A 25,909-nucleotide genomic window follows, 5' to 3' on the forward strand; every position below is an offset into this window, starting at 1 on the left:
CTCCCCCGGGTCATCCCGGGTCTCCCTCCGGTCGCCCGGGATGACGCCTGGAGAAAATCCATGATCGGCAAGCTCAAGGGCCTGATCGATTCCTATGGCGAGGACCACGTCATCATCGACGTGCAGGGCGTCGGCTATGTCGTGCAGTGCTCGGCGCGCACGCTGCAGCGCCTGCCGAAGCCCGGCGAGGCAGCCTCCCTCTCGATCGAGACCCATGTCCGCGAGGATGCGATCCGCCTCTACGGCTTCATGTCCGATGTCGAGCGGGATTGGTTCCGGCTGATGCAGGTCGTGCAGGGCGTCGGCGCCAAGGTCGCGCTCGCGATCCTCTCGACGCTCGAGCCCGGAGCGCTCGCCGCCGCCATCGCCACCAATGACAAGGCGGCCATCGCCCGCGCACCGGGCGTCGGCCCCAAGCTGGCCCAGCGCCTCTGCGCCGAGCTCAAGGACAAGGCGCCCGCCTTCGGCCATATCGACCCCGGCGTCGTCCAGCTCTCCGGCGCGTTGGAAGACCGGAAGCTGCCGCAACCCATCGCCGACGCCGTCTCGGCGCTCGCCAATCTCGGTTATCCGCAGGCGCAGGCCGTCGCCGCCGTCGCCGCAGCCTCCAAGGCCGCGGGAGAAGGCGCCGGCACGGCCCAGCTCATCAAGCTGGGCCTGAAGGAACTGGCGAAGTGACCGCGCCCGAGCGGCTCGAGCTGCGGGTCGTCACCGACAAGAGCGAGCTGCTGCGGATTATGATGGCGGCCTGGGGCTCGCACAGCATGATGATCGGCCTGCATGTCTACGACGTCGCCGAGATCGATGCGCTCGGCCTGTTCACGCCCGATGGTGAGACGGCAGCGCTGGCGAGCTGGACCGCCCGTGGCGAGACCGCCTATCTCTGCGCGCTCCATTCGCTGAAGCCCGGCGAAGGCGTTGCCATCCGCATGCTAGACGCCGTCCTCTTCGCCGCCCGCAAGGCCGGCGCGAAGAAGGTCAAGGCGATGCTGACCAATGACAACATGCCGGGGCTGACCTTCTACCAGCGCCGCGGCTTTCGTCTTTCGGGGCTTTATCTCGAAGCCATCGACGCCTATCGCTCCGTGGTGCCGACCATCATCAAGACGGGGTACAAGGACATTCCGATCCACGACGCCATCGAACTGGAGATCGCGCTGTGAGCGAGCCGAAACGCTCGGGGCTGATGACGGCCGAGCGCCGTGACGACGACAGCGAAACCTCGCTGCGGCCGCTCTCGCTGTCCGATTTCACCGGCCAGGCTGCGGCGCGCGCCAATCTGCAGGTCTTCATCAACGCCGCCCGCACGCGGGGCGATGCGCTCGACCATGTCCTCTTCGTCGGCCCGCCGGGGTTGGGCAAGACGACGCTGGCGCAGATCGTCGCGCGCGAGCTTGGCGTCAACTTCCGCTCGACCTCCGGCCCCGTCATCGCCAAGGCCGGCGACCTGGCCGCTCAGCTCACCAATCTCGAAGAGCGCGACGTGCTCTTCATCGACGAGATCCACCGCCTCAACCCGGCGGTGGAGGAAATCCTTTACCCAGCGATGGAGGATTACCAGCTCGACCTGATCATCGGCGAGGGCCCGGCAGCCCGCTCGGTCAAGATCGACCTGCCCAAGTTCACCCTCGTCGGCGCCACCACGCGCGCAGGCCTGCTGACCACGCCGCTGCGAGACCGCTTCGGCATCCCGATCCGCCTGCAGTTCTACACGGTCGAGGAGTTGCAGGGCATCGTCGCGCGCGGCGCCCGCGTGCTCGGCGTGCCGATGTCGGATGACGGCGCAAACGAGATCGCCAAGCGGTCCCGAGGGACACCCCGCATCGCCGGCCGCCTGCTCCGGCGCGTGCGGGACTTCGCCATCGTCGACGGCGATCCGATCGTCACGCGCAAGGTCGCCGACAAGGCGCTCTCCTTGCTCGATGTCGACGCCATCGGCCTCGACCAGATGGACCGGCGCTACCTCACCACCGTGGCGATCAACTTCGGCGGCGGCCCGGTCGGCATCGAGACCATCGCCGCCTCACTCTCCGAGCCGCGCGATGCGATCGAAGAGATCATCGAGCCCTTCCTGCTGCAGCAGGGCTTCATCCAGCGCACGCCGCGCGGCCGGCTCCTGACGCCCCACGCCTTCCGCCATCTCGGCATGCCCGAGCCATCGCGCGAGACGGCGCAGTTCGGGCTGTTCGGAAGCGACGAGGACGAGGCGTGAGGCAGATCTTTCGGAATGTCGCTCTGGCGCTTGCCCTGACGGGCCTGTTCGCGGCCCTGGCGATCTCGGCGCACGCAGGCGACGACGTCCCGCGCGGGCCGGTCGAAGAAGGCTATGCCATCACGATCAAGGTGCTCGCCGCCAAGGGCAAGGCTCCGCCGCCGGCCTGGCGCCCGCCGCATCGCGACAGGCTGATGAGCAAGAGCCTCGCCGCGCTCTTCGCCCGCGACGATCTCTACCAGGACGAGAGCGGCGATATGGGCCAGATCGGCGCCGATCCTTTCCTCAACGGCCAGGATGGCGAGATCAAGAAGCTGAGCCTCGATACGCTGCCGGTTGCAGCCGGCAAGGCGACGGTGGTGGCGAACTTCCGCAGCTTCGGCAAACCCGTCATCGTCCAGTTCCAGATGCTGCGCGAGAACGGCGGCTGGCGCATCGACGACATCGTCAACCAGTTCGAGGGCAAGAGCTATTCGATCCGCGAGGCTCTCTCGCAGCCCTATGACTGCGGCTCCTTCATGGATAAGCCCTGCAAGCGCTGAGCGCCCATTCGAAAACCTGCAGCCCTCATCCTGAGGAGCGCTACAAGTTTCCAAACAGGCGGGTTTCGCTGCCCGCTACGACTGCCGGGCGATCTTCGAGCGCATCATGGCGGGACGAGCGCCGGCATCCTTGAGCGCGCCAGATTTCGCAGCCTTTGGATTCTCGACGGATCGCATGCCCTTGCCTGCGGTCCGGCTCGCGGGACGCGTCGGCGCCTGCTCGCGCTGCTTCAGGGCGAGCGCCTTGCGGGCGATGCTGCGCTGGCTCGGGGCCCGCAACTTCTCGGCGCGGCGCGTCTGCTCGGCGCCGACCCGCTTCAGCGCCACGGTCAGCGCATCGGCCTTCGCCTTGCTGCCGTGATTGTCGGTCGCCGGACGCGTGCCCTGCGGAGCAGCCTTGCCGCGGAACTCGCGGCGCTGCTGGCGCGCGACGGTGCGAGCCTTGTCGCGGCGTTCGCGCAGCGTCCGGGAGAGGTCGCGTAGATCCTGGTCCTTCTCATCCGCGAGCTTGCCCCTGCGGGTGCGCGCGACGAGGCCGAACTCCGACTTGTCGAGCAGGCGCTCCAGTGCCTTGGCCGAAAGCGACATATGCGTCTCCTTCCTGTTTTACCCAGCCCCTTCTGCTACCCGCGGCGGCGCCTCCTGGTTCCACTATTTGCCTGCAGCCGTCGCGACGACTATGCCGGCCACCATGACCAAGACCCATCAGATCACTGTCCGCGTCTATTATGAAGACACGGATTTCTCCGGCGTCGTCTACCACGCCTCCTATCTGCGCTTCATGGAACGCGGTCGCACGGAGCTGATTCGCGCGCTCGGCGTCGAGCAGCGCGAGCTCTTCGACGGCGAGACGGCGCTCGGCTTCGCGGTCCGCAAGATGACCATCGACTTCCTGCGCGCCGCCGTGATGGACGATCTGCTGACCATCGAGACGCGTTCCGTCGAGGCACGCGGCGCCACCATGGACCTCGAGCAGCGCGTGCTGCGCGGCGAGGAAGTCTTGATCACGGCGCAGGTCAAGGTCGCCTGCGTCGGCGGCGGCCGGGCCAGGCGCATCCCCGATGGGCTCCGCAAGCGGCTAATGCTCGACGACTGACACGATGAACAGCACCGTCGACGCCGGACCCGCCCCCATGTTAGCGCTCTTTACATGAGCTGGAAGCGCGACAGGCCCGAACATCCCCGCGGCTATCACCATGGCAACCTCAAGGAGGAGCTGGTGCGGGCCGCGCTCGGACTGATCGGCGAGAAGGGACCAAACGGCTTCACCTTCGCGGAAGCCGCACGTCTCGCCGGCGTCAGCCCCGCGGCGCCCTATCGCCATTTCCGCGACCGCGACGAGCTTCTCGCCGATGTCGCGACCCGCGGCTTCCTGGCCTTCGAGGCGGCGCTGACGCGAGCCTGGGACCAGGGCCGGCCCGACCCCGAGACCGCCTTCCAGCGGCTCGGTCGCGCTTACCTCGCCTTCGCCCATGACGAGCCGGCCTATTACTCGGCGATGTTCGAGGCCGGCGTGCCGCTCGATGCCAGCCCCGAGCTGCGCGCCGCCGCCGAACGAGCCTTCGCGGCGCTGCGGCAATCCGCGGAGGCGCTGATCGCGCTGCTGCCGCAGGGCAAGCGCCCCCCCGCCCTGATGATGGCGCTGCATATCTGGGCGATGTCCCACGGTATCGCCGCCCTCTTCGGCCGTGCCGATGGCGGGCGCCGCCCGCTGCCGATGTCGGCGGCCGAGCTGCTCGAGGCCGGAACGCTGATCTATCTGCAGGGCTTGGGCATCGGCGGCGACGGGCCCGCTTCGGACGACTGAGCGCGCCGCCGTTCCGGAGCAGGCCGGAAGCCTGAGCTAGGCACCCAAGCAGGGCAGCCATCCAGTCCCCGTCATGCTCGCCTCCGTGGCGAGCAGCCACATCTTGAACACCGCTTTCGATCAGCAAATAGCTGGATGGTGGGACAAGCCCGAACGTGATGGAGAAGCCGCGCACGACCAGGAAGCGTCGTATTCGCGCGTTCCGCTCTCAGGCATCGGGACCGCCCCGGGCAACAGCCCAGCTCGCCTGACCGACAGCCCTCCCCCATATCCATCTTGACAAGCCGGGCGACCGGGGCCATTTATGTAAATGTGATTTACATTCACGTCATGGGACGCGGAGGAGGACAATGCCGATCGTCGAGAAGCTGGATCAATATGGGAAGGGAGCCTGGATCGCCTTCGCGGTTCTCGGTTTCATCGTGTTCTGGCCCCTGGGTCTGGCGACCCTGGCCTTTCTTTTCTGGAGTGGACGCATGGGTTGTGGTTACGCGGGAGACCGTTACGAGCACCGGATGAACCGCCTGCAGGACAAGATGGACCGCATGCGGGAGCGCATGGCTGGCCGTGAAGGCCGCGGCTTCGGCGGTTTTGGCGGCTGGGGACGCGAGCCTTCGAGCGGCAACCGCGCCTTCGACGAGTACCGCGGCGAAACGCTGCGCCGCCTCGAGGAGGAGCAGCGCGAGTTCCAGGATTTCCTGGGCCGGCTGCGCATGGCCCGCGACAAGGCCGAGTTCGACCAGTTCATGACCGAGCGCCGTAGCCAGCGGCCCACGCCGCCGAGCCCGCCCTCCGCCCAGCCCGACGCGGCCTGAAGCCAGCTCTGCAATCCTGACGCGCAGCGTCTGCGCCGATCTCGCCCGCTCCGTGCAAACGGAGCGGGTTTTTCTTTTCCCGGCGCGTCGGAGAGGCATGCGCGAACCCGCCGTATACCCGGCATTAACCTTGCTGGATGCTTAACTCGATCTGGAGCATGCGTTTCGTGGGAAACCCCGTTTCGGCCCATCTTTCGCCGGATTCACGCGCGATTGACGGGATACGGCATTTTCCCCGATCGCGGAAACGGGCGGCGGCGTGGGTCTCCCGCGACGCGAGCGGCGGGGTTTGGGCCGGAGCCCGGACCGGGAGCAAGGATCTCCCGGCTCGGAAATCGGCCATACCGCCTGTGTAGAAGGATGACAGGATGAACCCCGCCGACGTCGCGCAGGCCGCGCCGCAGATCGACATGTCGTTCTGGACGCTTTTCTGGCACGCTCACATTGTCGTCAAGCTGGTCATGATGGGCCTGCTCGGTGCCTCGGTCTGGTGCTGGTCGATCATCATCGACAAGACGCTGCTCTACCGCCGTACCCGCAAGGACATGGACGCCTTCGAAGAGGGCTTCTGGTCGGGCCGCTCGTTGGAGGAGCTCTATCGCGATCTCGCGGGCCAGCCGGTCAACGACATGGCCGCGGTCTTTGTCGCAGCGATGCGGGAATGGAAGCGCTCCTTCGAGAATGGCGGCCGCTCCGTCGCCAGCCTCTCGCAGCGCATCGACAAGGTTCTCGACGTCACCATCCAGCGCGAGACCGAGCGGTTGGAATCGAAGCTGCTCGTGCTCTCCACCATCGCTTCGGCCGCGCCTTTCATCGGCCTGTTCGGCACGGTCTGGGGCATCATGAATTCCTTCACCGCGATCGCGGTCTCGAAGAACTCCTCGCTCGCCGTGGTCGCGCCCGGCATCGCGGAAGCCCTCTTTGCCACCGCCATCGGCCTCTTCGCCGCGATCCCCGCCCTGATGGCCTACAACAAGCTGCAGGCCGAGGTCGCCAAGGCACAGGGCCGGCTGGAAGCCTTCGCCGACGAATTCTCCGCGATCCTGTCGCGGCAGATCGACGAACGCATGGCGGCCTGACCGATGGGTATGTCTGCAGCCACAGCCGCTAAGGGCGGCTCCCGCCGGGGCCGTCGCGGGCGCCGTCACGGCGCCATCGCCGAGATCAACATGACGCCGTTCATCGACGTCATGCTTGTGTTGCTGATCATCTTCATGGTCGCCGCGCCGCTGATCGCGACCGGTGTGCCGCTCGATCTGCCGCAGACCGGCGCCAAGCCGATCAATGTCGATCAGAAGCCGATCACCATCGCCATCGACAGCAAGGGCCAGATCTTCCTGCAGGATCAGCCGACGCTGGAGCCCGATCTCGCAGCGAAGCTACAGGGCCTCGCCAAGCAGGGCTTCGACGAGCGCATCTATGTGCGCGGCGACAGGCAGGTGGATTACGGCAGGGTTGCCTCGGTGATGTCGACCATCACCTCGGCCGGCTACAAGCGCGTCGCGCTGGTCACCGAGCCGGCGAACCGCTGAAGGCGTAGAAGCGTAGGGATGTTAAGGGCGTGAAGCTTTCGACCTCCGAACCTGGCATGCTGATGTCGGCGCTCGGCCACGCGACGGTCCTCGTCGCGGGGCTATTGGCGTTCTCGTCGCCGACGCCGCTGCCGGAGAACGAAGAAGCCATCGCCGTCGAGCTCGTCGACCCCAGCGCGCTGAACCAGGTGACGCGCGGCGAGCGCAACGCCCAGAAGGTCGAGGCCGAGCCCAAGCCGCGCGCCGAGCGCCAGTCCGAGGTGACGGAGCGCAAGGAGGCCGGCGAGGCCAAGACCGACGCGCCCGCCCCGCCCTCCCGCCCGGCCGAGCTGAAGACCGCTGACGAGAACGCCTCCGCGCCGTTGCCGCCGACCCGCACAGCCGAGGCGCCGAAGCCCGAAGCCAAACCGCCGGAGGCCGCCAAGCAGCCGCCGCAGAAGAGCGAGGCCGCCGCCGCGCAGGAGGCCGAGCAGAAGCGCGAGGCGCAGGCGAAGCTCGCCGAGGAGGCGGAGCTCGCCGCCAAGGCCAAGCAGGCCGAGGAAGAGCAGAAGGCTGCGGCCAAGGCGAAGGCTGAAGCCGACGCCCAGGCCAAGCGCCTCGCCGAGGCCAAGGTAAAGGCCGAGGCGCTCGCCAAGGCCGAAGCCGACAAGGCTGCCAAGGAGAAGGCCGAGGCCGCCGCCAAGGCCAAGGCAGAGGCTGAGGAGAAGGCCAAGATCGCCGCCGAAGCGAAGGCCAAGCGGGAGGCCGAAGCCAAGGCCAAGCGCGAACTCGAGGTGGCCAAGAACTTCAACGCCAGCGACATCGAGCGGCTGCTGCAGTCGAAGGAAAAGGCCCAGTCTTCCGGCTCGTCGGCGCCGCAGGTCAACCGCACCGCCTCGCTCGGCACCGAACGCGGCTCCGCGCAGAAGCTCAGCCCCTCGCTGCGCGCGCAGCTCATCGGCATCATCCAGGACCAGTTGCTGAAGTGCTGGAACGTGCCGATCGCGCTCGCTAACGCCCAGGGCGGCGCCAGTATCGTGCCGTCCGTCAGGATGAAGCTCAACACGGATGGCTCGCTCGCCGGTCAGCCGGGCGTGATCAATTCGTCCTCGGACCCGCTTTTCCGTGTCGCCGCCGATTCGGCGCTGACCGCAACCCGACGCTGCGCACCGTTGCGCATTCCGGCTCAATTCGCCGCCTATTATGACGACTGGCGTGATGTCGTCGTCAATTTCGACGCAAGGGACGTACTGTGACCCTGATCGACCGCACTCCCCTTCCGCTGCTGGCGTCCGCCCCGACGCGCCGCAGCCTGCTGGCGACCGCCGGCGCAGCCCTTCTCGTGCCCGCGGCCGCCCGCGCCGAGCTCGTCATCGACCTGCGCGGCGGCAGCTTCCAGCCGATGCCGATCGCTATCGCCGATTTCGGCGGCGAGGGCGGCGTGCTGGTCTCCGGCGTCATCGCCAACAACCTGAAGCGCTGCGGCTATTTCCTGCCGGTCGACAAGGCTCGCTTTCCCGAACCCAACCCGCCCTTTGACAACGCGCCGCGCTTCGACGCCTGGAAGGCGGCCGGCGTGCAGGCGCTGGTCACCGGCCGCGTTGCGCGCGACGGCGGGCGCCTGCGCACCGAATTTCGCCTCTGGGACGTGGCGACCGGCACCCAGACCGACGGTCAGCAGTATTTCACCGATCCGAACAACGCCCGCCGTGTCGGCCACATCATCTCGGACGCGATCTTCAGCAAGGTCACCGGGCTTGGCGGCTTCTTTGACACGCGCGTCGTCTTCGTCGACGAATCCGGCCCGAAGGAGAGCCGCCGCAAGCGCCTCGCCATCATGGACCAGGACGGCGCCAATGTGCGCTACCTGACCGACGGCAACGTCTCGGTGGTGACGCCGCGCTATTCCCCGGTCTCGCAGGACGTCACCTTCATGTCGCAGCGCCAGGGCGAGCAGCCGCGCGTGCAGGTGCTCAACATCGAGACCGGCCAGCGCCAGATCGTCGGCAACTTCCCCGACATGAGCTCGAGCCCGCGCTTTGCGCCCAACGGCCAGCGCGTCGTTCTCTCGTTGCAGCAGGGCGGCAATTCCAATCTCTACGCCATCGACATCGGCTCACGCACCACGATGCGGCTGACCTCGACGGCGGCGATCGACACCTCGCCCTCCTATTCCCCGGACGGCGCGCGCATCGCCTTCGAGAGCGACCGCGGCGGCCAGCAGCAGCTTTATGTGATGCCGGCGGCCGGCGGCGAGGGCCAGCGCATCTCCTTCGGCCAGGGTCGCTATTCGCAGCCGGCCTGGTCTCCGCGCGGGGACCTGATCGCCTTCACCCGCCAGGGCGGCGGCGGCTTCGCCATCGGCGTGATGCGCCCCGACGGCTCGGGCGAGCGCATCCTCACAGAGGGCTTCCACAACGAGGCCCCGAACTGGGCGCCGAACGGGCAGTACATCATGTTCTTCCGCGATCCCGGCGGGCAATCCGGCGGCAAACTCTACATGGTCGATATCACCGGCCGCGTCGAAGTGCCGGTCCCGACCCCGGCCTTCGCTTCGGACCCGACCTGGTCACCGCTGCTCAGCGGCGGTCGTTGAGGCGAGAAGAGCCCCTCACTCTTGTATTTCGGAAAGCCGCCCGACGATCTCGGGCGGCTTTTGCTTTGGCGCCATGCCGGGCTCAATCGCGATAGATCGGCTCCTCGGCATCGAGCTGTCGGCGGATCGAAGCCAGGTGCAGGCGCGCCGATTCCGGATCGCCCTCGCGCATCTGGCGATAGGCCGCCTCGGCGATCTCCGGCTTGACCGGCAGGACCTGGCGCCCCGTCGCGAGCGCCAGCGCCTGAACCTCGCAGGCCCGCTCCAGATAATAGAGATCGTCCCAGGCCTCGGCGATGTTCGGGCCGAGCACCATCACGCCATGATGCTTCATGAAGACGATATCGGCGTCACCGACCGCGGCAGCGATGCGGTCGCCCTCGCGCTCGTCGAGCGCCAGCCCGTTATAATCGCGGTCGACGACGGTGCGGCCGTAGAACTTGAGAGCCGTCTGCCCCGCGAAGACCAGCGGGTCCCCCTCCGTCATCGAGAGCGCCGTCGCATAGGGCATGTGCGTGTGGAAGGCGACCTTGGCGCGCGGGATGTTCTTGTGGATCCGGGCATGGATGTAGAAGGCCGTGGCCTCCGGCTGCCCTTCACCGGAAACGACATTGCCGTGGAAGTCGCAGATCAGGAGCTTCGAGGCCGTCAGTTCCCGGAAGGCCCAGCCATAGGGATTGACGATGAACAGGTCGTCATAGCCCGGCACCAATGCGGAGAAGTGATTGCAGATCCCCTCCTCGAAGCCGTAGCGCGCGGCCATGCGGAACGTCGCCGCAAGGTCGCGGCGCGCCTCCCATACCGGTTCGGAGTCGAGATCGGGCTGGTTCGGACCTCGGGCAGGCGCGGCATATGCAGCACCGGACTTGAGGGAGTGGGCCATGGAGATCTCCGGTCGGCGGGAAAAGTGAAATCGAGCTAATATCCAGCCAAATCTGGCCGAACGATAGGTTCAGATGGCGAAACAAGCGCTGCAATTGCCATGCCGATTTGCAAGCTTCTTTCGCAAGCCACGAAATGTAGCGCTTGCAGCACAGCCGCTGCCGAAATTGCCTTTCGCCATAATTGGTTAACCATATGCCCTAATGCCGCCACTTCGCCTTGTTCTGGCAAGGTCTCGTTTAGGTTGACGCTTCATTGATGGAGCCACGCGAAGCCGTTCCTGAAGCGCGACGCCAAGAGATTTTTGAACAAGATTCGATCGCCCGGAGTTCAGCCATGATGACCACCCTTTTCGCCGGCGGCCGCACGGTCCGCTTCGCCGCCGCCCTCGCCGCCACGCTCGCGCTCGGCGCGTGCTCGAAGGACCAGAATGCCGATGGCTCGGGCTTCGGCGCCGGCGGCGCCGCGACCCCGGGCAGCGCGCAGGACTTCGTCGTCAATGTCGGCGACCGCGTGTTCTTCGAGACCGATCAGACCGACCTGACCTCGACCGCGACCGCGACGCTGGACAAGCAAGCCGCCTGGCTGCAGCGCTATCCGCGCTACACCTTCACCGTCGAAGGCCACGCCGACGAGCGCGGCACCCGCGAATACAACTACTCGCTCGGTGCCCGTCGCGCCCAGACGGTGCGTGACTACCTCGCCTCGCGCGGCATCCCCGCCAACCGCATTCGCACGATCTCCTACGGCAAGGAGCGCCCGGTCGCGGTCTGCAACGACATCTCCTGCTGGTCCCAGAACCGCCGTGCCGTCACGGTGCTGGACGGCGCCGGCGGCGTCTGATCGCCGCGGCAACGCGAAAAGGAAAGGCCCCGGACATCGTCCGGGGCCTTTTTTGTTTGCCGTCATTCTCGGGCTTGACCCGAGAATCTCATGACCGGAAGACGCTGGTTTCCGAGATGCTCGGGTCAAGCCCGAGCATGACGAACAGCGTTACCCCACCGCCGTCGGGATCAGGCTCTTCGCCACGCCCTCGATTCGCTCGGCCGCAGCGACCAGCGCTTCCGCCGCGCGATCCTCGATCTCGGTCAGGCGTCGGTCGATCGCCCCGGCATTGCCCTGCGTCGCTGCGAGGTCGGCCTCGAGCCGTCCCACGCGCTGTCTGAGTTCATGCACCTCGTCGGTCACCATCAGCGCCGCCATCACATGCAGGCGCATGTCGCCGATCTCGCCGAAGGCCTGCCGCATCTCTCCGATCTTCTCGTCATAGAGCCGCGCGAGACCTTCCAGATGGGCTTCCTCGCCCTCTCCGCAGGCCATGCGATAGGCCTTCCCGGCGATCATGACGTTGACTTGCGGCATGTGCTTTCCTGCCTTCTTCTCGTTTTCAGCCTCCGGCTCCCCCCAAACCGGATCCTGTTTACGCCCTTACTCTTCCATCTCCGGCTCGACCGGCTGCTGGGCCTGCACGCGCTCGATCACCACACCGATCACGTTCATCGCCCGCTGCAGCCGCTGGTCGACATCGGCCGCCGCCGTCTCGACATGGCCGAGTCGCGCCATCGCGCCGTCGAGATCGGCCGCGAGCCGCGCCCGATCGTCCTGCATCAGCGCCAGTTCCGTTTCGAGGTTGGAGCGGCTGCGCTCCGCGTCGATCCGCCGCCGTGCGGCTGCTTCCAGCTGTCCCAGCGCCCCATCCAGCCGCGCCAGCGCATTGTCCAGCATCAGGCTCGCCACCATCGCTCTCCTTTCAGATCGAAGCCGGCTCACGCGATTCGTGACTGAATTTACAGCAGAACGCGGGAAAACAGGAATCGCCCCTTTGCAGGGAAGCACAGCTTCGCAATGGCTTGGCAACCGAGGCTGAGACTCAGCCTCACGGAAAACCGACCCGAACCGGCTCCGCGGGCCCAAAATGCGGGCATCCCGAATTGACTTGGACGGAGCGCAAGGCCTAATCCACCCGTCCTTTCGAAGCCGAAGTCCCGGCCGAGCCGCCCGCCAGACGGAACCCCGAGAGTATCATGACCAGCATCGACCGCGCCCAGCACGACAAGCTCGCCAACGCCATCCGCGGCCTGGCGATGGACGGCGTCGAGAAGGCCAAGTCCGGCCACCCCGGCCTGCCGATGGGCGCGGCCGACATCGCGGCCGTGCTGTTTACCCGCGTGATGAGCTATGACGCTTCCGATCCGCGCTGGCCGGACCGCGACCGTTTCGTGCTTTCCGCCGGCCACGGCTCGATGCTGCTCTATGCCCTGCTCTATCTCACCGGCACGCCGGGCATGGAGCTCGACGACCTGAAGCTCTTCCGCCAGCTCGAATCCAAGACGCCGGGCCATCCCGAGAACTTCATGACGACCGGCGTCGAGACCACCACCGGCCCGCTCGGCCAGGGGTTGGCCACCGCCGTCGGCATGGCGATGGCGGAGCGCATGCTCGCCGCCGACTTCGGCAAGAAGGTCGTCGACCATCGCACCTATGTGCTGGCATCGGACGGCGACCTGATGGAAGGCATCAGCCAGGAGGCGATCGCGCTCGCCGGCCATCACAAGCTCAACAAGCTGATCGTGCTCTGGGACGATAACGGCATCTCGATCGACGGCCCGCTCTCGATCTCCGACTCGGTCGACCAGGTCGCGCGCTTCAAGGCCTGTGGCTGGCGCGCCGAGCGCGTCGACGGCCATGATCCGGACGCCATCGAGGCCGCTATCCGCCGCGCGCAGAAGTCCAGCAAGCCGACCATGATCGCCTGCAAGACGGTGATCGGCTTTGGCGCGCCGAAGAAGGCCGGCACCTCCAAGGCCCATGGCGAGCCGCTCGGCGCCGAAGAGCTCACCGCCGCCAAGCAGAAGCTCGGCATCACCGGCGGCGCCTTCGAAGTCGCCGCCGAGGTGCTTAAGGCCTGGCGCGCCCACGGCACGGCCGGCGTCGCCGCCCGCCGCGACTGGCAGGATCGTTTCGCGGCGCTGTCCGAGCGCAAGCGCGGCGAGTTCGCCCGCCGCCTCGGCCACACTCCGCCGGCCAAGCTCGACAAGGCGATCCTCGCCCACAAGAAGGTGCTGGTCGCCGCGCCGCAGGCCGTCGCCACCCGCAAGGCTTCGGAGCTGGCGCTGGAAGCCATCATCCCGATCATGCCGGAGCTGGTGATGGGCTCGGCCGATCTGACGCCCTCGAACAACACCCGCGTCAAGGCTGCCGAGGACTTCACGCCCAAGACGCCGAAGGGCCGCTACATCCGCTACGGCATCCGCGAGCACGGCATGGCTGCGGCGATGAACGGCATCAACCTGCATGGCGGCTTCCGCACCGCGGGCGGCACCTTCCTGGTCTTCGCCGACTATGCCCGCCCTTCGATGCGGCTAGCCGCGCTGATGGGCCTGCCGGTCGTCTATGTCATGACGCATGACTCGATCGGTCTTGGCGAGGACGGCCCGACCCACCAGCCGGTCGAGCATCTCGCCTCGCTGCGCTCGATGCCGAACATGCGCGTGTTCCGCCCGGCCGACACCATCGAGACCGCCGAGGCCTGGCAGTATGCGCTGGAGCACACCAAGGGGCCGACCGTGCTCGCCCTTTCGCGCCAGAACCTGCCGCAGCTTCGCACCGACGCAACGGTGAAGAACCGCAGCGCCACCGGCGCCTACGAGCTTCTGCCGGCCGAAGGCGGCAAGGCGCAGGTTTCGCTCTTCGCTTCCGGCTCCGAGGTGGAGCTCGCCGTCAACGCCCGCAAGCTGCTGGCCGAGAAGGGCGTGCGCGCCCGCGTGGTTTCGGTGCCCTCGCTCGAGCTCTTCCTGGAGCAGGACGAGGCGACGCAGAACGCCGTCATCGGCTCCGCGCCGGTCAAGGTCGCGGTCGAGGCCGGCGTGCGCTTCGGCTGGGATGCGATCATCGGCCGCGAGGGCAGCTTCGTCGGCATGCACTCCTTCGGCGCCAGCGGCCCCTACAAGGAGGTCTACAAGCACTTCGGCATCACGGCGGAAGCGGTGGCCGAGGCCGCGATCAAGCGTCACAACGGCTGACGTTTCCCGTCATTGGGAGCAGAGCGAAGCAATCCAGGGGCGGCAAGGCTCGACGTCCCCCTAGCTGGCTTCGTCGCTTCGCTGCTCGCAGTGACGGTTTTCCCTTGCGTTCGGCCACGCTTTGGCCGAATTGCCCGCGTGAATGGCGTGCGAGCGCCGTGGCAGAGTATCGCGCGGAAGAGTGGACACCGGTTTTTCGCGGAAGCGATGCTCCGAATGGGCGAAGGAGAGGATTGAGATGACGGTCAAGGTGGCGATCAACGGCTTCGGCCGCATCGGGCGCAATGTTCTGCGCGCGATCATCGAGTCGAAGCGCAAGGACATCGAGGTCGTGGCGATCAACGATCTCGGCCCGGTCGAGACCAATGCCCATCTCTTCCGCTTCGACTCCGTCCATGGCCGCTTCCCCGGCACGGTGACCGTCTCCGGCGACACGATCGACGTCGGCCGCGGCCCGATCAAGGTCACCGCGATCCGCGACCCGAAGGACCTGCCGCACAAGGCGCTCGGCGTCGACATCGCCTTCGAGTGCACCGGCATCTTCACCACCCGCGACAAGGCGGCCGCCCATCTCGCCGCCGGCGCCAAGCGCGTGCTGGTCTCGGCCCCTTGCGACGGCGCCGACCTCACTGTGGTCTTCGGCGTCAACCATCACGAGCTGACCAAGGACCACCTCGTCGTCTCGAACGCGTCCTGCACCACCAACTGCCTCGCGCCGGTCGTGCGCGTGCTCCATGACGCCGTCGGCATCGACAAGGGCTTCATGACCACGATCCACGCCTATACGGGCGACCAGCCGACGCTGGACACGATGCACAAGGATCTCTATCGCGGCCGCGCCGCCGCGCTCTCGATGATCCCGACCTCGACCGGCGCCGCCAAGGCGATCGGCCTCGTCATCCCAGATCTGAAGGGTCGTCTCGACGGAACCTCGATCCGCGTGCCGACGCCGAACGTCTCGGTCGTGGACTTCAAGTTCCTGGCCAAGCGCAAGACCACGGTCGAGAAGATCAACGACGCGATCATCAAGGCTTCGAAGCGCGGGGCGCTGAAGGGCATCCTCGGTGTGACCGACCAGCCGAACGTCTCGATCGACTTCAACCACGACCCGCATTCCTCGACCTTTGCCCTCGACCAGACCAAGGTCATGGACGACAAGTTCGTGCGCGTGCTGTCCTGGTATGACAACGAGTGGGGCTTCTCGAACCGCATGAGCGACACAGCCGTCGCCATGGGCCAGCTCCTCTGACCATCATGAGGGCCGCGCCACACAGCGCGGCCCTTTTCGTCTACCCTCATCGGACGGACAGCTGATGACCAAGATCGAGCCCACCATCGACCAGCCCGCAGCGGAAAGCAGCGAGCCGAGCACCTCGCCAGCCACATGGCGGCAGGTCCGGCAGCAGGACACCGTCTCGCCCGAAACGATCGAGCCAGCGCTCGCCGCAATCCCGGTCCCGGCTCCGCAGGTGATGCCGAGCGTCGCCGCTCCGCCGCCGGTGGCCCCGCCGCCCGCAGCGCAGACGATCGCCGTCGCTCCCGCGCCCGCCCGCGCCACCGATCCGCGCCAGCTCGACCAGCTCGCCCGCATCGAGGAGAAGGCCGCGCGTATCGAGGAGAAGTTCGCCCGCTACGAGGCCGTGCTGACACGCGCCGAGGCCTCGCTGGAGCGCGCCGCCCACAAGGTCGACGCCGCCGCCAGCACCATGGATTTCGCCTCGATCCGCGGCGAGGTCGCCGCCCTGCGCGAGCGCATCGACGCCACGCCGCGCGCCGGCATGCTCTTCGTCACCGCTGCCGTCACCGCGGTGCTGACCGTGATCCTCACCGTCCTCGTGCTGCGCTTCGGCGTGCCCGGCCTGTTCGGGAGCCTGCTGGTCCGATGAGCGCCTTCCGCACTCTCGACGACGCCGATCTCGCCGGCAAGCGCGTCCTCCTGCGCGTCGACCTCAACGTCCCGATGGAGGATGGCAAGGTCAGCGACACCACACGCATCGACCGCGTGCTGCCGACCATCCGCGAGATCGCCGACAAGGGCGGCAAGCTCATCCTGCTCGCCCATTTCGGCCGCCCCAAGGGCCGCGACGACAAGAACAGCCTGAAGCAGATCGTTCCGGCGCTCGCTCACGCGCTCGGCCGCCCCGTCACTTTCGTGGACGATTGCATTGGCGATCCGGCCGTGAAGGCCGTCGCTGCGGCGAAGAATGGCGATGTCCTCCTCTTCGAGAACACCCGCTTTCACGCCAGCGACGAGAAGAACGACCCCGAATTCGTCAAGGCGCTCGCCGCCAATGGCGATCTCTACGTCAATGACGCCTTCTCGGCCGCCCACAGGGCCCATGCCTCGACCGAGGGCCTCGCCCATGTCCTGCCGGCCTATGCCGGGCGCACCATGCAGGCGGAGCTCGAAGCGCTATCCGCCGGCCTCGACAATCCCGCCCGGCCGGTGATGGCGATCGTCGGCGGCGCCAAGGTCTCGACCAAGCTCGAGCTGCTCGGCAATCTCGTCAAGAAGGTCGACGTGCTCGCCATCGGCGGCGGCATGGCCAACACCTTCCTGGCGGCGCGCGGCGTCAATGTCGGCAAGTCGCTCTGCGAGCACGATCTCGTCGGCATCGCCCGCGAGATCGAAGAGAAGGCCAAGGCGGCCGGCTGCGAAATCCTCCTGCCCGTCGATGCGCTGGTGGCGCGCGAGTTCAAGGCCCATCCCGGACACCGCGTCGTGCAGATCGGCGACGTGGAAGCCGACGAGATGATCCTGGACGCCGGCCCGCTCTCGATCGCCGAGGTCGTGCTGCGGCTGGAGAAGGTCAAGACGCTGGTCTGGAACGGCCCCTTCGGCGCCTTCGAGCTGCCGCCCTTCGACACCGCGACCGTCGCGGTCGCCAAGGCGGTAGCCAAGCACGTCAAGGCCGGAGAGCTGGTCGCGGTCGCGGGCGGCGGCGACACCGTCGCGGCCATGAACCATGCCGGCGTGGCCGAAGACCTGACCTATGTTTCCACGGCCGGCGGCGCCTTCCTCGAATGGATGGAAGGCAAGGCCCTGCCCGGCGTCGAGGCGCTGCGGAAGGGCTGAGCAGAACCTGCAGACCAAATCAAAAGCCGCGCTGCCACCAGCGCGGCTTTTGATTTTAAGCGCATTTTCCGCTTTCGCTTTACCTTCGTCTTAGTTCGCCGCTAAACCCTCCCCTACATCCATTGCCTCAAAGGGGAGAGCCATCGTGGCCCGTATTACGCTTCGCCAGTTGCTCGATCATGCCGCCGAGAACGACTACGGCGTGCCAGCCTTCAACATCAACAACATGGAGCAGGCTCTGGCGATCATGTCGGCGGCGGATGCGACCGACGCTCCGGTCATCATCCAGGCGTCGCGCGGCGCCCGCAGCTACGCCAACGACATCATGCTCAAGCACATGATGGACGCCGTCACCGAGATCTATCCGCATATCCCGGTCTGCGTGCATCTCGACCACGGCAACGAGCCGGCGACCTGCATGACCGCGATCCAGGCCGGCTTCACCTCCGTGATGATGGACGGCTCGCTCAAGGCCGACGGCAAGACACCCGGCGACTGGGACTACAATGTCGGCGTGACCCGCACCGTAACCGAGATGTCCCATCTTGGCGGCATCTCCGTCGAGGGTGAGCTCGGCGTGCTCGGCTCGCTGGAATCCGGCGAGGGCGAGAAAGAGGACGGCCATGGCTTCGAAGGCAAGCTCAGCCACGACCAGCTCCTGACCAACCCTGACGAGGCGGTTAAGTTCGTGGCCGAAACCAAGGTCGATGCGCTCGCCATCGCCATGGGCACCTCGCACGGCGCCTACAAGTTCACTCGCAAGCCTGATGGCGCGATCCTGGCGATGCATGTCATCGAGGAGATCCACAAGCTGCTGCCGAACACGCATCTCGTGATGCACGGCTCGTCCAGCGTTCCGCAGGACCTCCAGGACGTCATCAACCAGTACGGCGGCAAGATGCCCCAGACCTGGGGCGTGCCGGTCGAGGAGATCCAGCGCGGCATCAAGCATGGCGTGCGCAAGATCAACATCGACACCGACAACCGCATGGCGATGACCGGCCAGATCCGGAAGATCCTGTCGGAAAACCCCGGCGAGTTCGATCCGCGCAAGTATCTCAAACCCGCCATGGAAGCGATGACCAAGCTCTGCAAGCAGCGCCTGGAAGAGTTCAACACCGCGGGCCAGGCTTCGAAGATCAAGCGCGTCATCACACTGGCCGACATGGCCAAGCGCTACGCCAAGGGCGAGCTCGACCCGACCTTCGGCGCGAAGAAGGCCGCCTGAACGGGCGCGGCAGCGATCTGAAAGAGAAGAGCCGCCGGAGCGATCCGGCGGCTCTTTTTCGTTGCAGGCTGGCTGCGCCTCAAACCCCGATCTTGCCGCCGCCGCGCTTGGTGATCGCCACCACGGAAGGCCGCACCGGCATGTCCGGCTTGAAGTCCGGCCAGCGGGTCGAGAGGTCCTCGTAATAGGAGCGGCGGCCGAAGGCCGGCCAATCCGGCCCATCATCGCCCGGATGCTGCACGGCGACGAAGGCCGTGGTGTCATCCGGCGTGAAGCAGGGCCCGCAGAGTTCCGCGCCGTGCGGCACGCGGTAGAACAACTTCGAGGTGCGGCGCGCGCCGCCCTCGGTGTCGACCGCCCAGAGACCGTCAGTGCGCCCAGTCACGTCGATGCCGTTGCCGTCGGTCGCGACCCAGAGCCGGCCGGCGGAATCGACAACAGCATTGTCGGGCATGCCGAACCAGCCGTTTTTCGTCGTCTCGGTCGAGAAGCTCGCGCCAACCTCCGCGACGGAAGGATCGCCGCATTTCAGCAGGATCTCCCAGCGCCCTTTGGTCGCCGTATGGTCGCCATCGGCCTCGGCGATCTCGATGATGTGGCCGAAGGCGTTCTTGGCGCGCGGATTGGCGGCGTCGACCTGCTCGTCCTTGCGGCTCGTGTTGTTGGTCAGCATCACATAGACCCTGCCCGTCACCGGGTTGGGCGTGATGTCCTCGGGCCGGTCCATCTTGGTCGCGCCGAGCAGGTCGCCGGCGCGGCGCGCCTCGATCAGCACGTCGGCCTGGCTCTGGAAGCCGTTGGCAGCCGTCAGAGGCCCCAGCCCGAAGACCAACGGCAGCCACTCATGGGTGCCGTCGGCCGCGAACTTCGCGACATAGAGCGTACCGGAATCGAGCAGGTCGAGATTGGCCGCGCGGTTCTTCGGATCGAACCGGCCGGTCGTCACGAATTTGTAGACATAGTCGAAGCGCTCATCGTCGCCGAGATAGGCGACCACGCGCCCGTCCCTCGCGACGATCATGTCAGCGCCCTCATGCTTGAAGCGGCCGAGCGCGGTGCGCTTCTTCGGGGCCGCGCTCGGATCGAACGGGTCGACCTCGATCACCCAGCCGAAGCGATTGGCCTCGTTCGGCTCCTTGGCGAGGTCGAAGCGCTCCTCGAAACGCCCCCAGGCATAGGGCGAAGATGGCACGGCGAGGCGCTTGTAGTTCGCCTCCTCGCGATGGCCCTCCGGCAGCTTGCCGGAGAAATAGCCGTGGAAGTTCTCCTCGCCCGAGACGAAGGTGCCCCAGGGCGTCAGCGCGCCCGAGCAGTTGTTGAGCGTGCCCAGCACCTTGCGGCCGGTCGCGTCGGCGGCGGTCTTCACGCGGTCCGTGCCGGCGACGGGGCCGGAAAGCTGCATCTCGGTGGTGACCGTGATGCGGCGGTTGTATTTGGAGTCCTTCACGAGCGCCCACTGGCTGCCGGTCTTGCGGATCTCCGCAACCGTCGCGCCATGCGCCATCGCCTCGACGGCGAAGCGCTCGGGCGTCGCATTCTTCATCACCGCCTTGCCGTCCTTCATTTCGACGACGCCGGGGAACATCAGATGCGGATTGGTGTACTCGTGATTCACGAACAGCAGACCATGGGCCGAAGGATCGGCCGCGCCCTGCATCGGCACATAGCCGACGAAGTCGTTGTTGTAGCCGAACTGCTTCGCCTGCGACCGGGCCGTCTGCTTCGTCGGGTCGAATTCAGGCGCGTCGGCGAACAGCGGGTCGCCCCAGCGCAGCAGCACCTGCGCGTCATAGCCTTCGGCGACATGGTGGTCGGCGTCGACGCCGATCTCGACCTCCTTGAAGTCGAAGGCGGATTTCGCGCTTTGGGCTTGCGCCTGCGCCGCCGTCTCGAGCGCGACCGTGCCGATGGTGGCGGAGATGGCCGAGACTGCAAGCGCGCCCTTCAGCAGCCCGCGCCGGGAGAAGCGCTGTGAGATCAGCTCGCCCATCGTCGGGTTATCGGAGAGGTTGCGCGGCTCCGCGTCCTCATGCTCGAGCATGCTGGCGCCGAAGGTGGATTCGTAATCGTCATCGCGCATGGCCGGCCCCGCTGGCTCGAACTGGAACAATGAGAATAGCTACGGTTCGGGATTGACGGCCACATGACAGCACAGGCCCGCCGGGCCGCGTGCCGCAGCATCGCCCCCGCCTTGCTCCCGCCACCCTTTCCGCTTTCGGCTATTTCTGGTTCAACACTCGCCCTTCCCGCTCTTAGCCTGCCATTCCCTCCCGCCATGTCCATCGTGTTCTCCGCTCTGGTCGCGGTCTTCGTCGGCTTCGCCGCCTCCGTCGCCGTCATCCTCGCCGCCGCCCAGGCGATGGGGGCGAGCGCGAGCCAGACCGTGTCTTGGGTCGCAGCGCTTGCGATCGGCACCGCCCTGTCGAGCACGATCTTGTCGTGGCGCTACCGTATGCCGATGATCTGCGCCTGGTCGACGCCGGGCGCGGCGCTGATCGCCGCCGCGAGCGGCTTCGACATGGCGTCGGCAGTCGGCGCCTTCCTCCTCGCCGCGGTGCTGATGATGCTGACGGCCGCTTTCCGCCCGCTGGGGCGATTGATCGAGCGCATCCCGATGCCGATCGCCTCCGCCATGCTCGCAGGCGTGATCTTCCGCTTCGTCGTCGCCGTCTTCGACGAGATGCGGCTTGCGCCCGGCCTCGTACTGGCGCTTCTGGTCGTCTTCCTGGTCACGCGGCTGATCAGCCCCTTCCTCGGCGTCATCGCCGCGCTCGTCGCCGGCATCGCCATCAGCTTCGCCGGCGGGCTCAGCCATTGGCCGGCGGATGGCGTGGCGCTGACCAGCCTCGAATTCGTCACGCCCCGCTTCGATATTGCGGCCATGCTCGGCATCGGCATCCCGCTTTATCTGGTCACCATGGCCGCCCAGAACCTTCCGGGCTTCGCCGTGCTGCGCGCCGCCGGCTATCACCCGCCGACGGCGCCTGCCCTCTTCGTCACCGGCCTGGCCTCGCTCGTCACGGCCCCCTTCGGCGCACATATGACGAACATGGCCGCGATCAGCGCCTCGATCTGCACCGGCGGCGACACCCACCCCGATCCGGCCCAGCGCTGGAAGGCGGGCGTGATCTACGGCCTCTCCTATTTTGCCGTCGCGGGCTGCACCGGCCTGCTTATCGCGCTGCTGCTGTCGCTGCCGAAGGCGCTCATCGTCGCGGTCGCCGGCCTCGGCCTCGCGGGCTCGCTGACCGGCGCCCTCGCGCAGGCGATATCCTCCGACCGGGAGCGCTTCGCGGCAGTCGTCGCCTTCGCCGTCGCGGCCTCCAGCCTGTCGATGTTCGGCGTCGGCTCGGCCTTCTGGAGCCTCGTTGCCGGGCTTGCGGTCTTGACATTGGACTTCGCTGCGGGCCGTTTGCGCAGCCGATCATGACCACACACGCTTCACATACCCGCCTGATGCTCGTCACCCCGCCCGTCGCGGATGCGGAGGCGTTCGCCTTTCGCCTGATGCAGGCCATGGCCGGCGGCGACGTCGCCGCCATCCTGCTGCGCCTGACGCCGGGCGACGAGCGCAGCCGCATTGAGCGCGTCAAGCGCCTCGCCGGGCCAGTCCAGGCCAACAACGTCGCGCTCGTCGTCGAGGACTCGGCGCTCGTCGCCGCGCGCGGCGGCGCCGACGGCGTGCACCTGACCGGCGGGCCGGAGGCGATCGCCGAGGCCCGGTCGAGCCTGAAGACCGAGCGCATCATTGGCACGGGCGGTCTTCGCGCCCGCCATGACGCCATGGACGTCGGCGAAGCCGGTGTCGACTATGTCATGTTCGGCGAACCGCGCCCGGATGGCAGCGTGCCGCCGCTGCCGGCCGTGATCGAGCGCGCAGGCTGGTGGGCCGAGATCTTCGAGACGCCCTGCGTCGCCTATGCGCCTGACGCGGAATCCGTCGCAGCGCTCGCCGAGACCGGTGCGGAATTCGTCGCGCTCGGCCCCTGGGCCTTCGATGAGGGGCAGGACGTCCGTGCGCTGGTCGAGGCGGCCAACGCCGCGATCACCGCATGCGCAGCACGGAAGACGGCGCGATGATGCGGGTCGCCCGCCTCGCACCTCTTTTGCTCCTTCCGCTCATGACGCCAGCCGCGGCGGCGCCTGTCGTCGACATTGCCTATGGCGCCTATCAGACCGGGCACTATCGTCGCGCCCAGGCCGAGGCGTTGAAGCGTATCGAAGCCAACAACAATGACGCCGCCGCCATGACGCTGCTCGGCGAACTCTATCGCCAGGGCTTCGGCATCCCGGCCGATCAGAAGGTCGCGACCGAATGGTATGAGCAGGCAGCGGCGCGTGGCGACATCAACGCCACCTTCGCGCTGGCCATGCAGCTTCTCGACGAGAAGAGCAGCAGGCGCGATCCGGCCCGCGCCGGGGTCCTGCTGGAGAAGGCCGCAGCCGCGGGCCATCCGCAGGCCAGCTACAATCTGGCGCTCGCGCTGCTGGCCACCGGCCGCCCGGAGGACGACAAACGCGCCGTCTCCTATCTGGATATCGCGGCCAAGGCCATGATCGGCGAGGCCATGTATGCGCTCGGCACACTGGCGCGTCAGGGCCGCGGCATGCAGGAAAGCGAAGAGGCGGCTGCGGGCTGGATGAAGCGCGCGGCCGAGGCCGGCAATGCCGCCGGCCAGGTCGAATACGCCATCATGCTCTTCAACGGCACCGGCGTGGCGAAGGACGAGGCGGCGGCCGGCAAGCTCTTCCTGCGCGCCGCCGGACAGGGCAACGCCATCGCGCAGAACCGCCTCGCCAAGCTCTATCAATTCGGCCTCGGCCTGCCGCCCGACAGGATCGAGGCTGCCGCCTGGCATCTCGTCGCCCGCGCCCAGGGCCTGGAGGACGCATCGCTCGATGGCCTCTTCGATCGTCTGAATCCCGAGCAGCAGGCTCGCGCCGGGCGCATCGCCGCCTCCCGCATCAGCACCGCCGTCTTGACGTCGCCCTAAGACCCGCGCAAGTGACGGCTCGCTAAATTTTTCGCCGGGCGCGAGGCTTGCGCCGCTGGCTCATCGCGGCGTTCTGGCGCGCAAGAGGTTTCCGATGATCCGTTCCCCCCTGATGACCGTGATGACCGACGCCGTGATCAAGGCGTCCCGCTCGCTGAAGCGCGATTTCGGCGAGGTGGAGAACCTGCAGGTGCTCGCCAAGGGCCCGGGCGACTTCGTCTCGAAGGCTGACCACAAGGCGGAACAGATCATCCGCGAGTCGCTGGAGAAGGCCCGCCCCGGCTACGGCTTCGTCATGGAGGAGAGCGGCGTCGTCCAGGGCACGGACGAGAGCAACCGCTGGCATATCGACCCGCTCGACGGCACCCACAACTTCCTGCGCGGCATCCCGCACTGGAATATCTCGGTCGCGCTGGAACGCGACAACCAGTTCATCGCCGGCGTGGTCTATGACGCCGCCAAGGACGAGATGTTCATCGCCGAGAAGGGCAAGGGCGCCTTCGTCAACAACCGCCGCCTGCGCGTTTCCGGCCGCACCGACCCCTCCGAGATGCTTATCGGCACCGGCATCCCGCATATCGGCAAGGGCGGCCACGGCCTCTTCCTGCGCGAACTGGCCGCGGTCATGCCGCGCTTCTCGAACGCCCGCCGCATGGGCTGCGCAGCCCTCGACCTCGCCTATGTCGCCGCCGGGCGCTTCGACGGCTATTGGGAGCGCGGCCTCAACACCTGGGATTTCGCGGCCGGCAGCGTGCTGGTGCGTGAGGCGGGTGGCACCTTCGGTACGCTGGACGGCAAGCCCGCGACCAGCGCCAGGGACATCATCTGCGGCAACGAGGCCGGCGAGCAGGCGCTGCGCGCCGCGCTGAAGACGGCGGCGGGCTGAGAGCTCGAACCACGAAGCCGAGAGCTCCCGTCATGGTCGGGCTTGTCCCGACCATCCACCTCTTCGCCAGTCGAAGGTCGTGCTGGAGACGGAGATGCTCGCCACAACGATGAGCATGAGGGGAACGGGATAGCGGTCCCGCTCGCAGGTTCTGCACGCTTCCGTGAAGGCCTGCCCCAGAACAGTGCCGCGTTTCCGCGCAACACCGGCCATATGGCGGGAACCCTGCGCCTCTTTCGTGCTTGATCCCGGCGGCGGGGGAGGCGACAGTTCCTCCCGCACTCCGAGGCGAACGGAAGACGATTCATGGCGACTGAGGATCTTGCGGCCGAGCCGATCGAGGCCGCACCAAAGCGGATCGAGACTCGCTTCTCGCGTCCGTTTCGCTACGTCGTCCGTGCGCTCCTGTTCCTCGCGCTGATCGGCTTCCTCGGCTACATCCTTCAGGCCGGGCTGGTTCAGGCGTTCATGACCAATCCGGGGCTGAACGGCCTCATCCTCGGCGCGCTTCTGGTCGGCGTGCTGATAGCGCTGCACGAACTCTGGCGTCTCCACGGCGAGGCTCGCGCCACCACCCGCCTCGCCTCCGCCCCCCTCGCCGCCGAGGTGACGCGCAGGCAGGTCATCGCCCCGCTCGGCCCGGTGCTCCCGGCCCTGGAGCACGGCACGCTGGCCCCGGCCCAGGCCGCCTCGGCGGTCGAATCGATCGCGGTCCGGCTCGATGACGGGCGCGAGGTGCTGCGCTATCTCGCGGGCCTGCTCGTCTTCCTCGGCCTGCTCGGCACATTCTGGGGCCTGCTCGACACGGTCTCCTCCGTCGGCAACGTCATCAAGACGCTGCGCACCGGCGCAGAGGCCGGCGTGCTCTTCGACGAGCTGAAGGCCGGCCTCGCCGCGCCGCTCGCCGGCATGGGCCTCTCCTTCTCGTCTTCGCTCTTCGGCATCGCGGGCTCGCTGATCCTCGGCTTCCTCGATCTCCAGGTGGCGCAGGCGCAGCGCCGCTTCCGCAACGAGATCGAGAGCTGGCTCGGCACGCGCACCGGCGTCATCGGCGGCGCGCTGGAGCTTGCGCCGCTGCCCGCGACCGGTGATTCGCTCTCCCATCGCTTCGACCGGCTGAGCGTCGCGATGTCCGACGGCGCCGCCAACAACCGCGCCGCGACCCAGGCGCTGGCCAATCTCGCCGAGGGCATCCAGGGCCTCGTCCAGCATATGCGTGCCGAGCAGCAGATGATCCGCGACTGGGTCGAGGCGCAGGCCTCCCGCGAGAAGGATCTCAAGCGCCTGATCGACCGCCTTACGGCCGACCAGGTCACAGAGCCATGATCGCTGGCCACA

The 25,909-nt window shown here is 67.3% G+C and carries 27 protein-coding genes; 22 read left to right on the forward strand and 5 right to left on the reverse strand.

Annotation, left to right across the window (positions count from 1 at the left end):
* Positions 1 to 60: 60 nt before the first annotated feature.
* The 4 genes from ruvA to BoBH3_RS00295 are packed head-to-tail and all read left to right on the forward strand — an operon-like array spanning position 61 to position 2,754.
* A complete protein-coding gene (gene ruvA / locus BoBH3_RS00280; RefSeq protein WP_262328757.1) occupies positions 61 to 678 on the forward strand; it encodes a Holliday junction branch migration protein RuvA in 618 nt (205 codons plus the stop codon).
* A complete protein-coding gene (locus BoBH3_RS00285) occupies positions 675 to 1,163 on the forward strand; it encodes a GNAT family N-acetyltransferase (protein WP_262328758.1) in 489 nt (162 codons plus the stop codon). The genes ruvA and BoBH3_RS00285 overlap by 4 nt, the downstream gene beginning before the upstream one ends.
* Before the next feature lie 23 nt (positions 1,164 to 1,186).
* Positions 1,187 to 2,212: a Holliday junction branch migration DNA helicase RuvB gene (ruvB, locus tag BoBH3_RS00290; protein ID WP_262329636.1), complete on the forward strand. Its 1,026-nt coding sequence runs from the start codon at positions 1,187 to 1,189 to the stop codon at positions 2,210 to 2,212.
* Positions 2,209 to 2,754: a YbjP/YqhG family protein gene (locus BoBH3_RS00295; protein WP_262328759.1), complete on the forward strand. Its 546-nt coding sequence runs from the start codon at positions 2,209 to 2,211 to the stop codon at positions 2,752 to 2,754. The genes ruvB and BoBH3_RS00295 overlap by 4 nt, the downstream gene beginning before the upstream one ends.
* 75 nt (positions 2,755 to 2,829) lie before the next feature.
* Here BoBH3_RS00295 and BoBH3_RS00300 read toward each other — a convergent pair whose 3' ends face one another.
* Entirely contained in the window at positions 2,830 to 3,342 is a 513-nt protein-coding gene (locus BoBH3_RS00300; RefSeq protein ID WP_262328760.1) for a hypothetical protein, read from the reverse strand.
* Positions 3,343 to 3,445: 103 nt separating this feature from the next.
* Here BoBH3_RS00300 and ybgC point away from each other — a divergent pair, with 103 nt between their 5' ends.
* The 7 genes from ybgC to tolB all read left to right on the forward strand — a co-directional run bounded on the left by ybgC (position 3,446) and on the right by tolB (position 9,483).
* Positions 3,446 to 3,850, forward strand: a complete 405-nt coding sequence (ybgC, locus tag BoBH3_RS00305) for a tol-pal system-associated acyl-CoA thioesterase (protein ID WP_316045070.1) — start codon at positions 3,446 to 3,448, stop codon at positions 3,848 to 3,850.
* A gap of 54 nt (positions 3,851 to 3,904) precedes the next feature.
* Positions 3,905 to 4,561: a TetR/AcrR family transcriptional regulator gene (locus tag BoBH3_RS00310; protein WP_262328761.1), complete on the forward strand. Its 657-nt coding sequence runs from the start codon at positions 3,905 to 3,907 to the stop codon at positions 4,559 to 4,561.
* Positions 4,562 to 4,911: 350 nt separating this feature from the next.
* Positions 4,912 to 5,376, forward strand: coding sequence for a DUF2852 domain-containing protein (locus BoBH3_RS00315; RefSeq protein WP_262328762.1), 465 nt, complete (start codon positions 4,912 to 4,914; stop codon positions 5,374 to 5,376).
* A gap of 368 nt (positions 5,377 to 5,744) precedes the next feature.
* Positions 5,745 to 6,455, forward strand: a complete 711-nt coding sequence (gene tolQ / locus BoBH3_RS00320; protein ID WP_262328763.1) for a protein TolQ — start codon at positions 5,745 to 5,747, stop codon at positions 6,453 to 6,455.
* Positions 6,456 to 6,458: 3 nt separating this feature from the next.
* Positions 6,459 to 6,908 carry an ExbD/TolR family protein gene (locus BoBH3_RS00325; RefSeq protein ID WP_262328764.1) on the forward strand — a complete coding sequence of 150 codons (450 nt, stop codon included), beginning with the start codon at positions 6,459 to 6,461 and terminating at the stop codon, positions 6,906 to 6,908.
* A gap of 29 nt (positions 6,909 to 6,937) precedes the next feature.
* Positions 6,938 to 8,143, forward strand: a complete 1,206-nt coding sequence (tolA, locus tag BoBH3_RS00330) for a cell envelope integrity protein TolA (RefSeq protein ID WP_262328765.1) — start codon at positions 6,938 to 6,940, stop codon at positions 8,141 to 8,143.
* Positions 8,144 to 8,145: 2 nt separating this feature from the next.
* A complete protein-coding gene (tolB, locus tag BoBH3_RS00335; RefSeq protein ID WP_410050550.1) occupies positions 8,146 to 9,483 on the forward strand; it encodes a Tol-Pal system beta propeller repeat protein TolB in 1,338 nt (445 codons plus the stop codon).
* A gap of 82 nt (positions 9,484 to 9,565) precedes the next feature.
* On the opposite strand, the gene BoBH3_RS00340 is transcribed toward tolB, so the two are convergent.
* The gene (locus BoBH3_RS00340) at positions 9,566 to 10,366 is read right to left on the reverse strand and encodes an aldolase (protein WP_262328766.1); all 801 of its coding nucleotides are present in this window, start codon (positions 10,364 to 10,366) and stop codon (positions 9,566 to 9,568) included.
* A 338-nt stretch (positions 10,367 to 10,704) separates the two neighbouring features.
* On the opposite strand from BoBH3_RS00340, the gene pal reads away from it, so the two are divergent.
* A complete protein-coding gene (gene pal, locus BoBH3_RS00345; protein WP_262329639.1) occupies positions 10,705 to 11,208 on the forward strand; it encodes a peptidoglycan-associated lipoprotein Pal in 504 nt (167 codons plus the stop codon).
* Positions 11,209 to 11,358: 150 nt separating this feature from the next.
* Here the strand turns inward: pal and BoBH3_RS00350 are convergent, their stop codons facing one another.
* Together BoBH3_RS00350 and BoBH3_RS00355 are read right to left on the reverse strand one after the other, a co-directional pair.
* A complete protein-coding gene (locus tag BoBH3_RS00350; RefSeq protein ID WP_262328767.1) occupies positions 11,359 to 11,727 on the reverse strand; it encodes a cell division protein ZapA in 369 nt (122 codons plus the stop codon).
* A gap of 66 nt (positions 11,728 to 11,793) precedes the next feature.
* Positions 11,794 to 12,105 (reverse strand): DUF4164 domain-containing protein, encoded by a 312-nt coding sequence (locus tag BoBH3_RS00355; RefSeq protein WP_262328768.1) that lies wholly within the window; start codon positions 12,103 to 12,105, stop codon positions 11,794 to 11,796.
* A 284-nt stretch (positions 12,106 to 12,389) separates the two neighbouring features.
* Here BoBH3_RS00355 and tkt point away from each other — a divergent pair, with 284 nt between their 5' ends.
* From tkt to fba, 5 genes are all read left to right on the forward strand, one after another.
* Complete coding sequence (gene tkt, locus BoBH3_RS00360) at positions 12,390 to 14,387, forward strand: transketolase (protein WP_262328769.1); 1,998 nt, start codon at positions 12,390 to 12,392, stop codon at positions 14,385 to 14,387.
* Positions 14,388 to 14,625: 238 nt separating this feature from the next.
* Positions 14,626 to 15,636, forward strand: a complete 1,011-nt coding sequence (gene gap / locus BoBH3_RS00365) for a type I glyceraldehyde-3-phosphate dehydrogenase (RefSeq protein WP_262328770.1) — start codon at positions 14,626 to 14,628, stop codon at positions 15,634 to 15,636.
* Between the two features lie 64 nt (positions 15,637 to 15,700).
* Positions 15,701 to 16,273: a hypothetical protein gene (locus BoBH3_RS00370; protein ID WP_262328771.1), complete on the forward strand. Its 573-nt coding sequence runs from the start codon at positions 15,701 to 15,703 to the stop codon at positions 16,271 to 16,273.
* A complete protein-coding gene (locus tag BoBH3_RS00375) occupies positions 16,270 to 17,463 on the forward strand; it encodes a phosphoglycerate kinase (RefSeq protein ID WP_262328772.1) in 1,194 nt (397 codons plus the stop codon). The genes BoBH3_RS00370 and BoBH3_RS00375 overlap by 4 nt, the downstream gene beginning before the upstream one ends.
* A gap of 145 nt (positions 17,464 to 17,608) precedes the next feature.
* Positions 17,609 to 18,691, forward strand: coding sequence for a class II fructose-bisphosphate aldolase (fba, locus tag BoBH3_RS00380; protein ID WP_262328773.1), 1,083 nt, complete (start codon positions 17,609 to 17,611; stop codon positions 18,689 to 18,691).
* Positions 18,692 to 18,770: 79 nt separating this feature from the next.
* On the opposite strand, the gene BoBH3_RS00385 is transcribed toward fba, so the two are convergent.
* On the reverse strand, positions 18,771 to 20,771 hold the full coding sequence (locus tag BoBH3_RS00385) for a PhoX family protein (RefSeq protein ID WP_410050535.1): 2,001 nt from the start codon (positions 20,769 to 20,771) through the stop codon (positions 18,771 to 18,773).
* A 195-nt stretch (positions 20,772 to 20,966) separates the two neighbouring features.
* On the opposite strand from BoBH3_RS00385, the gene BoBH3_RS00390 reads away from it, so the two are divergent.
* The 5 genes from BoBH3_RS00390 (at position 20,967) to BoBH3_RS00410 (ending at position 25,897) form a co-directional block, all read left to right on the forward strand.
* Positions 20,967 to 22,121 carry a benzoate/H(+) symporter BenE family transporter gene (locus BoBH3_RS00390; protein ID WP_262328774.1) on the forward strand — a complete coding sequence of 385 codons (1,155 nt, stop codon included), beginning with the start codon at positions 20,967 to 20,969 and terminating at the stop codon, positions 22,119 to 22,121.
* Positions 22,118 to 22,771, forward strand: coding sequence for a thiamine phosphate synthase (locus BoBH3_RS00395; RefSeq protein WP_262328775.1), 654 nt, complete (start codon positions 22,118 to 22,120; stop codon positions 22,769 to 22,771). Before BoBH3_RS00390 ends, BoBH3_RS00395 begins: the two co-directional genes overlap by 4 nt.
* Entirely contained in the window at positions 22,744 to 23,685 is a 942-nt protein-coding gene (locus tag BoBH3_RS00400) for a tetratricopeptide repeat protein (RefSeq protein WP_262328776.1), read from the forward strand. The genes BoBH3_RS00395 and BoBH3_RS00400 overlap by 28 nt, the downstream gene beginning before the upstream one ends.
* A 94-nt stretch (positions 23,686 to 23,779) precedes the next feature.
* Positions 23,780 to 24,571, forward strand: a complete 792-nt coding sequence (locus BoBH3_RS00405; protein WP_262328777.1) for an inositol monophosphatase family protein — start codon at positions 23,780 to 23,782, stop codon at positions 24,569 to 24,571.
* 306 nt (positions 24,572 to 24,877) lie between these two features.
* Positions 24,878 to 25,897 carry a flagellar motor protein MotA gene (locus BoBH3_RS00410; RefSeq protein WP_262328778.1) on the forward strand — a complete coding sequence of 340 codons (1,020 nt, stop codon included), beginning with the start codon at positions 24,878 to 24,880 and terminating at the stop codon, positions 25,895 to 25,897.
* Positions 25,898 to 25,909 lie beyond the last annotated feature (12 nt).

The sequence above is a fragment of the Allobosea sp. BH3 genome (assembly GCF_025499465.1).
Classification (GTDB): Bacteria; Pseudomonadota; Alphaproteobacteria; order Rhizobiales; family Beijerinckiaceae; genus Allobosea.